This window comes from Mycobacterium noviomagense (genome assembly GCF_010731635.1).
GTDB classification, from domain to species: domain Bacteria; phylum Actinomycetota; class Actinomycetes; order Mycobacteriales; family Mycobacteriaceae; genus Mycobacterium; species Mycobacterium noviomagense.
In genome coordinates this window covers 163,988-177,169 of the sequence record NZ_AP022583.1, presented here as the reverse complement: position 1 = coordinate 177,169, position 13,182 = coordinate 163,988, and the positions used below count along the sequence as shown (strand labels likewise).

Genomic DNA, 13,182 nt, shown 5'->3' with positions numbered 1-13,182 from the left:
CTGGGGTAATGAGTCTGCAAGCTCCGTCGCGTCGCGACTTGCGTCAAGAAGTCCATGACGCCGCGCGCCGAGCCCGCGTCGCCGCCCGCGCCCTGGCGTCGCTGCCCACCGCGGTCAAGAACCAAGCGCTGCACGCATCCGCGGATGCGCTCCTGGCCAACGTCGACAAAATCCTGGCCGCCAACGCCGAAGACCTCAACGCCGCCCGCGACGCCGGCACACCGACGGCGATGCTGGATCGCCTGGCGCTGAACCCGCAGCGCATCGACGGAATCGCCGGCGGACTGCGCCAGGTCGCCGGGCTGCCCGACCCGGTCGGTGAAGTGCTGCGCGGCTACACGTTGCCCAACGGCTTGCAATTGCGTCAGCAGCGGGTTCCGCTCGGCGTGGTCGGCATGGTCTACGAGGGCCGCCCCAACGTCACGGTCGATGCGTTCGGGCTGGCGCTCAAGTCGGGTAACGCCGCGCTGCTGCGGGGCAGTTCGTCGGCCGCTCGATCCAACCAGGCCCTGGTCGACGTGCTGCGTGGCGCCTTGCTCAAAGAAGACCTGCCACCTGACGCGGTCCAGTTGCTGGACAGCTCCGATCGCTCGACCGTCACTCATCTGATCCAGGCGCGCGGGCTGGTCGACGTGGTGATTCCGCGCGGGGGAGCGGGTTTGATCGACGCGGTGGTCCGCGACGCGCAGGTGCCCACCATCGAAACCGGCGTCGGCAACTGCCATGTCTACGTCCACGAGGCCGCCGATCTCGAGGTGGCCGAACGGGTGCTGCTGAACTCCAAGACGCGCCGCCCCAGTGTCTGCAATGCCGCCGAGACGCTGCTGGTGGACGCCGCGATCGCCGACGAGGCCATGCCGCGACTGGTCGGCGCGCTGCAGGACGCGGGGGTAACCGTGCACCTTGATCCGGACGAGGACAATCTGCGCCGGGAGTACCTCTCGATGGACATCGCGGTGGCGGTGGTCGACGGCGTCGACGCGGCGGTCGCCCACATCAACGAATACGGCACCGGACACACCGAAGCCATCGTGACCACGAACCTTGCTGCTGCGCAACGGTTTACCGAGGGGGTGGATGCGGCCGCGGTGATGGTAAACGCATCGACGGCGTTCACCGACGGCGAGCAGTTCGGGTTCGGCGCTGAGATCGGCATCTCCACCCAGAAGCTGCACGCCCGCGGGCCGATGGGACTGCCCGAATTGACCGCAACCAAGTGGATCGTGTGGGGAGACGGCCACACCCGCCCCGTCTGACCCCTGTTAAGGAGACTCGCATCGTGACCGTGCCCGCCCGACCCATCCCGCTGTTCGCTGATATCGACGATGTCGCTCGGCGGCTGGCCGAGACCGGCTACTTGCCCGACACCGCCACGGCGACTGCGGTGTTTCTCGCCGACCGGCTCGGCAAGCCGCTACTGGTCGAAGGCCCCGCCGGGGTCGGAAAGACGGAGCTGGCCCGCGCGGTCGCGCAGGCCACCGGGTCCGGGCTGGTCCGCCTGCAGTGTTACGAGGGCGTCGACGAAGCGCGCGCGCTTTATGAGTGGAACCACGCCAAGCAGATCCTGCGCATCCAGGCCGGCTCCGGGGATTGGGAGGCGACCAAGGCCGACGTGTTCAGCGAGGAGTTTCTGCTGACCCGCCCACTGCTGACGGCCATCCAGCGCAGCGAGCCGACGGTGCTCTTAGTCGACGAGACCGACAAGGCCGATATCGAGATGGAAGGGCTGCTGCTGGAGGTATTGAGCGATTTCGCGGTGACGGTTCCCGAGCTGGGCACCATCACCGCGGAGCGGGCGCCGTTTGTGGTGCTGACCTCCAACGCCACCCGCGAGCTATCCGAGGCGCTCAAGCGGCGGTGCTTGTTCTTGCACATCGACTTTCCCAGCCCGGAAATGGAACGACGCATCCTGTTGTCGCGTGTTCCCGAGCTGCCCGTGCATCTGGCCGACGAGCTGGTACGCATCATCGGTGTCCTGCGCGGGATGCAGCTGAAGAAGGTGCCCTCGATCGCCGAGACCATCGACTGGGGCCGCACGCTGCTGGCGCTGGGCTTGGACACCATCGACGACGCGACGGTGGCGGCCACCCTCGGCGTGGTCCTCAAACACCAGTCCGACCAGCAGCGCGCGGCCGGCGAACTGCGCCTGAACTGATGGCCGTTCGCCGCGTTCGCTCCAGCCAGCCGTTGGCCCCCCACGGGCTGCCCGGCCACCTGGTGGGCTTCGTGGAGGCCTTGCGCGCACAAGGCATTTCGGTTGGCCCGTCGGAAACGGTGGACGCGGGCCGAGTGCTGGCCACCCTGGGGCTGGGAGATCGGGAAGTGCTGCGCGAGGGCATCGCGTGCGCCGTACTGCGCCGACCGGATCATCGGGAAACCTACGACGCCATGTTCGACCTGTGGTGGCCGGCGGCGTTGGGTGCGCGAGCGGTGGTCACTGAGGAGGCGGCCGGTGAACGCGAACTGCAGCTGGCGCCTGACGACATCGAAGCGATGCGGCAGATGCTGGTCGATCTGCTGACCGTCAACGAGGACCTGGCCGACATGGACGAGCGGCTGGTGGCCATGATCGCCCAAATCGTCGAGGCTTACGGCAAGTACAGTTCCAGCCGCGGCCCGTCGTACTCGTCGTATCAGGCGCTCAAGGCGATGGCGCTCGACCAGCTCGAAGGCCGGCTGCTGGCGGGACTGCTCGCCCCTTACGGCGACGAGCCCACCCTTACCCAGGAACAGATCGCCAAAGCCCTTGCCGCCCAGAGGATCACCCAGCTGCGCAAGCTGGTCGACGCAGAGACCAAGCGGCGCACCGCCGAGCAGCTTGGCCGTGACCATGTCCAGATGTACGGCATCCCACAGCTTTCCGAGAACGTCGAGTTTCTGCGCGCGTCGGCTGACCAGCTGCGGCAGATGCGTCGAGTGGTGGCACCGCTGGCTCGCACCCTGGCCACCCGACTGGCCGCCCGTCGGCGCCGCGCCCGTGCCGGGGCGATCGACCTGCGGAAGACGTTGCGCAAGTCGATGTCCACCGGGGGAGTACCGATCGACGTAGTGCTGCGCAAGCCGCGCCCCGCCCGGCCCGAGCTTGTGGTGCTGTGCGACGTGTCGGGATCGGTGGCCGGATTCAGCCACTTCACCCTGCTGCTGGTGCATGCTCTGCGCCAACAGTTTTCCCGCGTGCGGGTATTCGCGTTCATCGACACCACAGACGAGGTGACTCACCTGTTCGGGCCCGACGCGGATCTGGCGGTGGCGATCCAGCGCATCACCCGAGAGGCCGGTGTCTACACCCGCGACGGGCATTCCGACTACGGCAACGCGTTCATCTCGTTCACCGAGGGCTATCCGCATGTGCTGTCACCGCGCAGCTCGTTGCTGGTGCTCGGCGATGGTCGCACCAACTACCGCGACCCGGCCCTCGACGTGCTGGCGCACATGGTGACCGCCAGCCGGCACGCGCATTGGCTCAACCCGGAGCCGAAGCATTTGTGGGGCAGTGGCGATTCAGCGGCGCCGCGCTACCAAGACATCATCACCATGCACGAATGCCGGTCGGCCAAACAGCTGGCCGCGGTGATCGACCAGCTGTTGCCCGTCTAGTTACATCTGCCACAGAAGTCTCTCCGCAGAAGGAATGCACTTTTGGCGGGCAACCTGGTCTATGGGCGGACGCGGTGTTCCTGGGACAGGTGTGACAATCCTGCGGCAATGGGACCGCGACACTGCTCCAGTAAGCTGGCAAATCGTGCAAAAGCGGCGCCGCAGGCTGGGAGTGATGGGTGGGACGTTCGATCCCATCCATAACGGCCACCTGGTCGCCGCCAGCGAGGTTGCCGATCTGTTCGAGCTTGACGAAGTGGTCTTCGTGCCGACCGGCCAGCCCTGGCAGAAAGATCGGCACGTCAGCGCCGCCGAAGACCGCTACCTGATGACGGTGATCGCGACCGCCTCCAATCCCCGCTTTTCGGTGAGCCGCGTCGACATCGACCGCGGCGGGCCCACCTACACCAAAGACACCTTGCGCGACCTGCACGCACTCAACCCCGACTCCGAGCTGTACTTCATCACCGGCGCAGACGCACTCGCATCGATTTTCTCGTGGCAGGACTGGGAAGACATGTTCACGCTGGCGCGATTCATCGGCGTGAGTCGCCCCGGCTACGATTTCCGGCGCGAACATCTCGGCGACATCCTCGACGGCCTGCCCGATGACGCATTGACGTTGGTTGAGGTTCCTGCGCTGGCGATCTCGTCCACCGACTGCCGCCGCCGTGCCGAAGAGCATCGCCCGCTCTGGTACCTGATGCCCGACGGCGTCGTGCAATACGTATCCAAGCGGCGGCTGTACAGCAAACCGGGGGATCAGAGGTGACGGCCAGCCAAGAGGCCATCGACATGGCCACCGTGGCCGCCAGCGCCGCCGCCTCGAAGCTCGCCGAGGATGTCGTGGTCATCGACGTCTCCGGGCAGCTGGTGATCACCGACTGTTTCGTCATCGCCTCGGCATCCAACGAGCGGCAGGTCAACGCCATCGTCGACGAGGTGGAAGAGAAAATGCGCCGCGCGGGTTACAAGCCGGCCCGGCGCGAGGGCGCCCGCGAAGGCCGCTGGACGCTGTTGGATTACGTCGACATCGTCGTGCACATCCAGCATCAAGACGAACGCAACTTCTATGCCCTGGACCGGCTGTGGCGGGACTGCCCGCAGGTGGCCGTCGATCTGGAACGCACGTCATGACCACGCGGCTGTTGGTGATGCTGCGTCATGGGCAAACCGAGTTCAACGCCGACACCCGGATGCAGGGCCAACTGGACACCCAGCTAAGCGAGCTGGGCCGCGCCCAGGCCGTCGCCGCCGCCGAGGTGCTGGGCAAGCGCCAGCCGCTGCTGATCGTGTCGTCGGATCTGCGGCGCGCCTACGACACCGCGGTCGTGCTGGGGGAGCGCACCGGTCTGCCGGTCCGGATCGATACCCGGTTACGCGAGACCCACCTCGGCGACTGGCAAGGGATGACGCATGCGCAGATCGACGCCGAGGTGCCGGGCGCGCGGCTGGCCTGGCGGGAGGACGCCTCGTGGGCACCTCATGGTGGGGAGAGCAGGGTCGACGTGGCTGCACGCAGCCTGCCCGTGATCGGCGAGCTGGTCGGCGCGGAACCCGAGTGGGGCAGCGACGATCGGCCCGTGGTTGTGGTGGCGCACGGCGGTCTGATCGCCGCGCTGACGGCTGCGCTGCTGCGGCTGCCGGTGGACAACTGGCCCGCCTTGGGCGGTATGGGAAACGCTAGTTGGACCCAACTGAGCGGGCACTCCGGCGATGACGCCGACTTCGACCACATCAGCTGGCGTCTTGACGTGTGGAACGCTTCGGCCCAGGTCGCGGACGATGTCTACTGAGTCGCGGCCCGTCCTGCTGATCTTCGCCGATTCGCTGGCTTACTACGGGCCCACCGGCGGCCTGCCGGCCGACGACCCCCGGATCTGGCCCAACATCGTTGCCTCACAGCTGGGTTGGGATGTCGAACTGCTGGGCCGGATCGGCTGGACCTGCCGCGACGTGTGGTGGGCCGCCACCCAGGATCCGCGGGCATGGGCGGCGCTGCGCAAAGCTGGCGCGGTGATCTTCGCGACGGGCGGGATGGATTCGCTGCCCTCGGTGTTGCCGACGGCGGTGCGCGAGCTCATCCGCTACGTGCGTCCCCCGTGGCTTCGGCGCTGGGTACGCGACGGCTACGGGTGGTTGCAGCCGCGGCTCTCGCCGCTGGCTCGTCCCGCTTTGCCACCGCATCTGACCGTCGAATACCTCGAACAAACTCGCAGCGCAATCGATTTCAACCGCCCGGGTATACCGATCGTCGCATCGCTGCCGTCGGTGCACATCGCCGAGACCTATGGCAGGGCGCACCACAGCCGGCCGGCGACGGCGGCCGCTATCACCGGATGGGCTGAGCAGCACGACATTCCGCTGGTCGATCTGAAAGCCGCGGTGGCTGAACACATCATGAGCGGCCGCGGCAACCCTGACGGGATCCACTGGAACTTCGAGGCGCACCAGGCAGTCGCGGAGCTGATGCTCAAGGCGCTGGCCGAGGCCCGCACGGCGACGACGCAGAGCGCGCAGCGCGATGAGGAGGAGCCGGGCAATCAGGCAGGCGTAGACACATGCCGGTCGTAGTCGTCACCGACTCGTCGTCCCGCCTGCCGGAGGAGCTGCGCGAACGATGGGGGATTCGCCAAGTGCCGCTGCACATCTTGGTCGGCGACCTCGATCTGCGCGACGGTGTGGACCAGATCGCCGACGACGTGCACGAGCATGGTCAGGCCACCACCTCGGCGGCCACTCCGGCCGAACTGTGCGACGCCTACCAGCGGGCGCTGGCTGACAGCGATGGTGATGGGGTTGTGGCCGTGCATCTTTCGGCGCAGCTGTCCGGGACCGTCGGCGCCGCGGAGTCGACTGCGGCCGACATCGGCGAGAGCGTGAAAGTGGTCGACTCGAGAACGGTCGCCATGGGGACCGGGTTCGTCGCGCTGGCCGCCGCCCGCGCAGCAGCCGACGGCGCCGACCTAGACACCGTCGATCAGGCGGCGAGGGCGGCGGTGGCGCGCAATCATGGATTCATCGTGGTGCACCGGTTGGACAACCTGCGCCGCAGCGGGCGGATCGGCGGTGCCGCAGCGTGGCTGGGGACCGCGCTAGCGCTCAAGCCGTTGCTGCGCATTGACGACGGCAAACTCGTACTGGAGCAACGGGTTCGCACCGCCAGTAAGGCCGTCGCGGCGCTGATCGACCGGGTGTGCGATGTCGTCGGCGACAGCGCGGCAGCGATCGCCGTGCATCACGTCGCCGATCCGCATGGAGCGGACGGGGTGGCGGCGGAACTGGCCGAGCGATTACCCGCATGCCAGCCGGCAATCGTGACCGGGCTGGGTCCTGTGCTAGCGCTACACGTGGGCCCGGGTGCGCTCGCTGTGTGCGTCGAGATGCCAGAGTAGCGGGCTTAACGCTGGGTTTGCACCGCGAGCGGCGCGGTGTCGTCGCTCACCCGATCCCGGCGACGCACGGCATTGTCGCCGCGGGGGTGGATCACCTGTGGCCACCAGAACCAGCGCCCCAGCAGTGTGGCGATCGAGGGCATGAACAGCGTGCGAACGATCAGGGTGTCCATCAGTAGACCGACACACACCGTTGAACCGAATTGCCCGAGAACTCGCAAATTGCTGCCGAGCATCGCGGCCATGGTGAACGCGAACACCAGACCGGCGGCGGTCACCACCCCACCACTGCCGGCCATCGCCCGGATATATCCCGTCTTCAGTCCGGCGTGAATCTCCTCTTTGAACCGCGAGACCAACAACAGGTTGTAGTCAGATCCAACCGCCAGCAGGATGATGACGGACAGCGCAGCCACCACCCAGTGGACGTGGATGCCGAAAATATCCTGCCAGATGAGCACAGAGAGCCCGAATGATGCGGCGATCGAGCTGGCGGCGGTGCCAACGATCACCAACGCGGCAACAAGACTTCGCGTGAGCAGCAGCATGATTATGAAGATCAGAGTGAGCGATGAAAGCACCGCGATCATGAGGTCGTATTTCTCGCCGTCGTGCATGTCCTTGTAGGTTGCGGCGGTACCGCCCAGATAAACTTTCGCTTCCGACAGGGATGATTGTTTCAGCCCTTCTTGGGCGGCCGTTCGCTCTGCGTCGACGCGCGAGATTCCTTCCGGGCTCGCGGGATCGCCCTGATGCGTGATGAAAAAGCGCGCGGATTTACCGTCCGGAGACAAAAACTGCTTCAGACCGATCTTGAAGTCGGGGTTGTCGAAAGCCTCCGGCGGCAGGTAGAAGAAGTCATCGTTGCGAGACGTATCGAAGCTTTGTCCCATGACGATTGCGGTGTCGCTCATGGATTCCATCTGGTTGATCATGGCCTGGAATGTACTGTGCATGGTCAGCGTTATCGCGCGGGTGGTTTTCATGCTCTCTATCTGCGGCGGCAAGATCACGGCCAATTGGTGCGTGAGCATGTCCAGTGTCCTTGTGTCTGCCGATAAGTGATGCACCGTTTCCGCTAGCTTGTCAGTTTGGTCCAATGCGTCCCACAGGGAGCGGATCGACCAGCAAATTGGAATGTCGTAGCAATGTCTTTCCCAGTAGAAATAGCTGCGGATCGGCCGCCAGAAATCATCGAAGTCCGCTAAGTGGTCCCGCAGCTCATCAGTGATCCCCGCCATTTCTTCAGTGAGATTGGCCATGTCGTGAGCGTTGTCGGCCATCTGTTTGGTGATGTTATACATTTGCTCCAAATAATTTATGGTGATTTGCTGCTCAGCGGCCATCTTGAGGATATCGGCCATGCGCTCTTTCATAAATGCCATGTTTTGCATGGTCGTCTGGCTTTGCATACTGTTCTGAAACGGTATCGAACTATGCTGAATCGGAATTCCCAGGGGTCGGGTGATATCCTGGACCATCGCGATACCGTGGACACGGAGCACGTTTTTAGCTACCCGGTCTAAAACCAACATGTCGGCCGGATTACGCATATCGTGGTCGGCCTCGACCATCAGCATGTCGGGGTTCATCCTCGCCTGGGAGAAATGTCGGTCCGCGGCCGCGTAGCCGAGATTAGCCGGCGCGCTGGCAGGCAGGTAGTAGCGATCGTTGTATCCCGCCTTGAATCCCGGGAGGGCGATCATACCGATCAGCACGACCACGGCACTGGCAGCGAGAATCGGGCCCGGCCACCGCACGACCGAGATCCCGACCCGTCGCCACAGCCGTCCCCTGGCCGTCCGCTTGGACTCCATGAGACCGAAGCGACTGGCGACGGTAAGGACGGCCGGCCCCAATGTGACCCCGGCCGCCACCACCACCAGCATGCCTATTGCCGTCGGTTCGCCCATGGTGTGAAACCAGGGCAGCCGCGCGAAGCTGAGGCAGTAGGTCGCCCCGGCAATGGTCAGGCCCGAACCCAGGACAACCGGCGCAACTGAACGAAACGTCGTGTAATAAGCCGTTACCCGATCTTCGCCGGCCGTGCGCGCTTCTTGATAGCGGCCGGTGAGGAAAATCCCATAGTCTGTTGCGGCTGCGATCGCCAGCATCGTGAGGATATTCGCCGCGAACGTGGTAAGCCCGAACGCGTCGTGGTCGGCCAGCACGGCGACGACGCCCCGCGATGACGCCAACGCGATCCCGGTTATGAAAAGCTGGAGCAGTGTGGTGACGATCGAGCGGTAGACGAGAAACAGCATGATCGCGATCGCCGCGAGTGTGAACAACGTGATCTTCGCCAGGCTCGCGTTTCCGATGACGTGCATATCGTCGGACAGCGCCGCCGGGCCGGTGACATAGGCCTTCACTCCCGGCGGCGCAGGCGTCCGGTCTATGACTTTGCGGACCGCTTCGACGGAGTCGTTAGCCAGGGTGGTGCCCTGGTTGCCGGCCAGATTCAGCATGACGTAGGCGCCCTTGGCGTCGGCGCTCTGGACTCCTGCCGCCGTTAACCGATCGCTCCAGAAGTCCTGAATGTGCTGTATATGCTTCGGGTCCTCCCGCAGTTTGCGGATTGTGTCGTTGTAGTACTGGTGTGCTGCGTCGCCGAGCGTCTGCTGACCCTCGAGCACGATCATGATCGTGCTGTTGGAGTCGAATTCTTTGAAGTTATGGCCGAGTCGCATCATCGCCTTCATGGACGGCGCGTCCATGGGGGCCATCGGCGCCGAGTGTGCCTCACCGACCACTTCTAACCGTGGGACGACGGTATTCACCACGATGGTGATGAAGACCCACACCAGGATGATCGGCACCGCGAACAAGCGGATTGTGTGCGGGATGACGGGTCGGCGCTCGGTGCTCGTGTGGGTCATGCTGACTTCACCAGGCAGAAGGTCTGGGCATTTAAGCCATCGGCGGTTTGCTGTTCGCGGACGACACCGTCCACGGTGACGCGGCAGCGGATTTGATCGCCGTCATCCTGCGCCATGATGTTGGCGCTGACGGCAGGTAGGGTGGTGCTGAATGTGTAGGACCAGGGCAGCGGCGCGCCGTTGACTTGGTGCGTGTTAGCTTCAGCGTCCCAATAATTGATGTTGGCGGTACTCCCGGGCGGCCCGAAGACCTCGTAGGTCACGACCTTCGGGTTGAACTGCACAATCTCGATGCCGCCACCGGCGTTGGCGTTGAGGTCTTGGGAGCCGAAAATGCGGTGCAGCCGCGCCACCCCGAACCCCGACACCGTAAGCACCACGATCATCACGAGCGGTATCCATGCGCGTTTGGCGATTCTGGTAATTGGAATCTTTCTCACCCAAGTCTCCTCCCGCTCAGGCGAACCACGATCGTTCGCGCGAGTGGCTTAGCCGCGGATACTCGGTACCACGTTGGCCAAGCGTTCCTAGGCGCTGACCCTAATGCTGTCGGAAACGGGTGCCTCCGTTGCCTATAGCATCAGGGGTCAGCGGAACATTCGCACGTCTAAGCATCCTAGAACCTTACGGTACGACAGCGTTCTCCGGGTTATCCACGGCCGCACGGCCGGTGATCGGGGGCAGATCGGCCAGCGTCACGATCCCGGGTTCGGCTGCCACCACCGCCGGCACAGCGTTGGTGACCGGCATCGCGGTGTAGATCATGCCCAGGCCCATGAATCCCGGCTCTGTCCAATCCTGCGGCGGAAGGCAGTGAATGACGGTGCGCATGTTGGGCAGCCCGAAGACCTGGATGACGTGGCCGTGCTCAAGCGGTTTGGGAGGGACCACGTGCTCGCCCATGATCCAGTTGAATCCGACGCTGACGACGTTATTGTCGCCGACCCAGCCGCGGTGGTAGCCATAGACGCCGCCGACTGTGCCCTTGGGAATCGTCATGAAGCCGAGGTCGGTATCGCCGGTGGCGGCTGTGAACGTGACGTCGAACGTCATCCGGTCCAGTCGTGCGCCGACCGCGTCGGCCATCATCGCCGCCGACTCGGCGAAGACTTCGCTTTCGCGCCGCACGCTGTCGGCTAGGCCTGGGGTGTCGGGATCCCGCGAAAAGCCCATTGCTTTCTGGGTTTCTGCCGATTCGTAGGTCGAGCAGTCGACCGACTCGGTGATGCGGATTTCGTCGACGCGCTCGCACGCCCCGCTGAGCACCATGCCGACCGTGTTCGAGATTCCGGGATGCGCGCCGCTGCCGAAGATGGTCGAACTGCCGCGCTGACGCGCCTTGCGGATCCGGTCGAGGTCCTGGGGGCTTTGCTTGCCGCCGGTGATCCACGCCGCGCTGGAGCAGACATTGACCCCCGCCTCGAGCAGCCGTACCAGCTCGTCGATGTTGGGCCACAACGGGTTATAGCAACAGGCGTCGGGTCGCAGCGCCAACAGCGTATCGATGTCGTTGGTAGCCTTGGCACCGGTCGGCTCCGGCCAGCCGCACAGGTCGGCAGCGTCGACGCCGACTTTGCCCTGCCCGTGCGTATAAACCCCGACCAGCTCCATGTCGGGTCTGCCGATTATGGCGTGTAGGGATCGCCGTCCGATGTTGCCGGTCGTCCACTGGATCACACGAATCGGTGCGCTCATGTACCCCCTCCGTTCGATGGACGAGCAGACGCAAAAGCACCCCAAAATGCCTCGGATTGGGGGCCTTTGCGTCTGCTCGGCACTCCTAGTCGGCGATATTGAATCCCGCCACCACCTTGGTCGGACGCACCCGCACCACAAACTCGCCGGGTGCTGCGTTGCGGCGGCCGAACTCGCGGGCGCGATGCAGTCCCATGTACCGGGCGCCGATCCGGGTGGCGATCTCCAGCAGATCCGGCGCATCCTCGGTGATCGTGGCGACGCCTTGCACCTGCACGAACGAATACGGTGGGTGTGGGTCGTCCACGCAGATCACGACCCGCGAATCCCGCGCCAGCGCACGGCCTTTCGCGGTATTGCGGCCGGTGTTGAACACCAGCTCACCGTGATCGACGATGAACCACACCGGAGCAACCAGTGGCCGGCCATCGGCCGCGAGATAGCCGAGCATGCCGGTTCGGGTGCCGGCCGACAGGAATTCGACGACCTCGTCGGTCAATTCGGCCATCCGAGTCTCCGCGGGGTCAGAGCCTGACCAGGTCGTAGTCGCCGAGGTGGTCGACCAGCACGTGCAGCTGGTCAGTCGACGACCCCAGCGTCTGCTCGATCGCGGTGAGCCGGGCCGCGTAATGCCCGACCGGGTATTCGGCCGTCATGCCGATGCCGCCGTGCAACTGAATCGCCTCTTGGGCGATGTGGCGGCCAGATCGGCCGATCTGCAGCTTGGCGCGGGCCGCGATCAGCGGATCGAGGTTGCCGTCCGCGATCGACATCGCGGCGTAGAGGTTCATGCTACGAGCCAGCTCGAGCGAGACGTACATGTCGGCGGCGCGCTGGGTCAACGTCTGGAATTTGTTCAACGTGACGCCGAACTGCTTGCGCGTCTTGAGATAGTCGGTGGTCAGCCGAAGCGCTTCCTCCATCGCCCCGACGGCCTCCGCACACAGCGCCGACTGGATCCGGATGACGGCGTTGACGATCGGCGATGACGCGTCGACTGCCTCACCGAGCGGCTCGGCGGGGGCTTGGTCGAAGTCGATCTGCGCGCCGCGATGCCCGTCGAACGTTTGGTATCGACGCCGGGTCACCGTCTCGGCGTCGACCAGGAACAAGCCCGTGCCGCCTTCCGGTAACGCGGCGCTGACCACCAGGGTGTCGGCGCAATCTCCGGCCAGCACGGGGTTCTTCCGGCCGCTCAGTGTCCACGAATCCCCTTGCTGCACAGCCATCGTCGCAGCATCCCCCCGGGGCTCGAGGTGCGCGAACGCCAGCAGCTTCTGGCCCGCCGCGACGTCGTCCAGCAGCTGCTTCTGCTCCGTGGTACCGACTTCGGCGACGATCGCGCCGGGGCCCAGCGCGGCGTTGATGACCGGTTCGGGCGCCAGTCGCCGGCCGATTTCGATAAGCACCAACATGATTTCGATCTGGCCGGCCTCCGCCGGCTCGAACCCGAGCCCGAGAATGCCGATCTCGGCGAGCTGGTTCCACACCTCGCGGCTCCAGCCGAGCTCAGTGTCGACGATCTTGTTGCGGGTCTCCGGGTCATAGGTGCGGGCAAGCACGTCGCGGGTGGTGTCGCGCAGCAAGGCTTGCTCGTCGCTCAACTGAAAATCCAT

At 65.0% G+C, this 13,182-nt stretch carries 13 protein-coding genes; 8 read left to right on the top strand and 5 right to left on the bottom strand.

Going from position 1 to position 13,182, the window contains the following annotated elements; genetic code table 11:
• The first annotated feature begins 8 nt into the window (after nt 1-8).
• From G6N15_RS00655 to G6N15_RS00620, 8 genes are all read left to right on the top strand, one after another.
• Nucleotides 9-1,256: a glutamate-5-semialdehyde dehydrogenase gene (locus G6N15_RS00655; RefSeq protein WP_083084385.1), complete on the top strand. Its 1,248-nt coding sequence runs from the start codon at nt 9-11 to the stop codon at nt 1,254-1,256.
• A gap of 23 nt (nt 1,257-1,279) precedes the next feature.
• Entirely contained in the window at nt 1,280-2,155 is an 876-nt protein-coding gene (locus G6N15_RS00650) for an AAA family ATPase (RefSeq protein ID WP_083084388.1), read from the top strand.
• A complete protein-coding gene (locus G6N15_RS00645) occupies nt 2,155-3,597 on the top strand; it encodes a vWA domain-containing protein (protein WP_083084390.1) in 1,443 nt (480 codons plus the stop codon). The genes G6N15_RS00650 and G6N15_RS00645 overlap by 1 nt, the downstream gene beginning before the upstream one ends.
• A 145-nt stretch (nt 3,598-3,742) precedes the next feature.
• Entirely contained in the window at nt 3,743-4,369 is a 627-nt protein-coding gene (nadD, locus tag G6N15_RS00640; RefSeq protein ID WP_083084393.1) for a nicotinate-nucleotide adenylyltransferase, read from the top strand.
• Nucleotides 4,366-4,734, top strand: coding sequence for a ribosome silencing factor (rsfS, locus tag G6N15_RS00635; protein WP_083084395.1), 369 nt, complete (start codon nt 4,366-4,368; stop codon nt 4,732-4,734). The genes nadD and rsfS overlap by 4 nt, the downstream gene beginning before the upstream one ends.
• Nucleotides 4,731-5,393 carry a glucosyl-3-phosphoglycerate phosphatase gene (gpgP, locus tag G6N15_RS00630; RefSeq protein WP_083084398.1) on the top strand — a complete coding sequence of 221 codons (663 nt, stop codon included), beginning with the start codon at nt 4,731-4,733 and terminating at the stop codon, nt 5,391-5,393. The genes rsfS and gpgP overlap by 4 nt, the downstream gene beginning before the upstream one ends.
• A complete protein-coding gene (gene octT / locus G6N15_RS00625; RefSeq protein WP_083084401.1) occupies nt 5,383-6,171 on the top strand; it encodes a diglucosylglycerate octanoyltransferase in 789 nt (262 codons plus the stop codon). Before gpgP ends, octT begins: the two co-directional genes overlap by 11 nt.
• Nucleotides 6,159-6,992, top strand: coding sequence for a DegV family protein (locus G6N15_RS00620; RefSeq protein WP_083084403.1), 834 nt, complete (start codon nt 6,159-6,161; stop codon nt 6,990-6,992). The genes octT and G6N15_RS00620 overlap by 13 nt, the downstream gene beginning before the upstream one ends.
• 5 nt (nt 6,993-6,997) lie before the next feature.
• On the opposite strand, the gene G6N15_RS00615 is transcribed toward G6N15_RS00620, so the two are convergent.
• The 5 genes from G6N15_RS00615 to G6N15_RS00595 all read right to left on the bottom strand — a co-directional run bounded on the left by G6N15_RS00615 (nt 6,998) and on the right by G6N15_RS00595 (nt 13,182).
• Nucleotides 6,998-9,871 (bottom strand): MMPL/RND family transporter, encoded by a 2,874-nt coding sequence (locus G6N15_RS00615; protein WP_083084406.1) that lies wholly within the window; start codon nt 9,869-9,871, stop codon nt 6,998-7,000.
• Entirely contained in the window at nt 9,868-10,257 is a 390-nt protein-coding gene (locus G6N15_RS00610) for an MmpS family transport accessory protein (protein ID WP_232070515.1), read from the bottom strand. Before G6N15_RS00610 ends, G6N15_RS00615 begins: the two co-directional genes overlap by 4 nt.
• 238 nt (nt 10,258-10,495) lie before the next feature.
• Nucleotides 10,496-11,566 (bottom strand): NAD(P)H-dependent amine dehydrogenase family protein, encoded by a 1,071-nt coding sequence (locus tag G6N15_RS00605; protein ID WP_083084408.1) that lies wholly within the window; start codon nt 11,564-11,566, stop codon nt 10,496-10,498.
• 85 nt (nt 11,567-11,651) lie between these two features.
• A complete protein-coding gene (locus G6N15_RS00600; protein WP_083084410.1) occupies nt 11,652-12,074 on the bottom strand; it encodes a PPOX class F420-dependent oxidoreductase in 423 nt (140 codons plus the stop codon).
• Nucleotides 12,075-12,090: 16 nt separating this feature from the next.
• A complete protein-coding gene (locus G6N15_RS00595) occupies nt 12,091-13,182 on the bottom strand; it encodes an acyl-CoA dehydrogenase family protein (protein WP_083084412.1) in 1,092 nt (363 codons plus the stop codon).

What these genes read in the sequence shown, in the direction of transcription:
- G6N15_RS00655 (WP_083084385.1), top strand. Translation starts at nt 9, where the DNA reads ATGAGTCTGCAAGCTCCGTCGCGTCGCGACTTGCGTCAAGAAGTCCAT.
- G6N15_RS00645 (WP_083084390.1), top strand. Translation starts at nt 2,155, where the DNA reads ATGGCCGTTCGCCGCGTTCGCTCCAGCCAGCCGTTGGCCCCCCACGGG.
- gpgP (WP_083084398.1), top strand. Translation starts at nt 4,731, where the DNA reads ATGACCACGCGGCTGTTGGTGATGCTGCGTCATGGGCAAACCGAGTTC.
- octT (WP_083084401.1), top strand. Translation starts at nt 5,383, where the DNA reads ATGTCTACTGAGTCGCGGCCCGTCCTGCTGATCTTCGCCGATTCGCTG.
- G6N15_RS00620 (WP_083084403.1), top strand. Translation starts at nt 6,159, where the DNA reads ATGCCGGTCGTAGTCGTCACCGACTCGTCGTCCCGCCTGCCGGAGGAG.
- G6N15_RS00615 (WP_083084406.1), bottom strand. Translation starts at nt 9,871, where the DNA reads ATGACCCACACGAGCACCGAGCGCCGACCCGTCATCCCGCACACAATC.
- G6N15_RS00610 (WP_232070515.1), bottom strand. Translation starts at nt 10,257, where the DNA reads ATGATCGTGGTGCTTACGGTGTCGGGGTTCGGGGTGGCGCGGCTGCAC.
- G6N15_RS00605 (WP_083084408.1), bottom strand. Translation starts at nt 11,566, where the DNA reads ATGAGCGCACCGATTCGTGTGATCCAGTGGACGACCGGCAACATCGGA.
- G6N15_RS00600 (WP_083084410.1), bottom strand. Translation starts at nt 12,074, where the DNA reads ATGGCCGAATTGACCGACGAGGTCGTCGAATTCCTGTCGGCCGGCACC.
- G6N15_RS00595 (WP_083084412.1), bottom strand. Translation starts at nt 13,182, where the DNA reads ATGGATTTTCAGTTGAGCGACGAGCAAGCCTTGCTGCGCGACACCACC.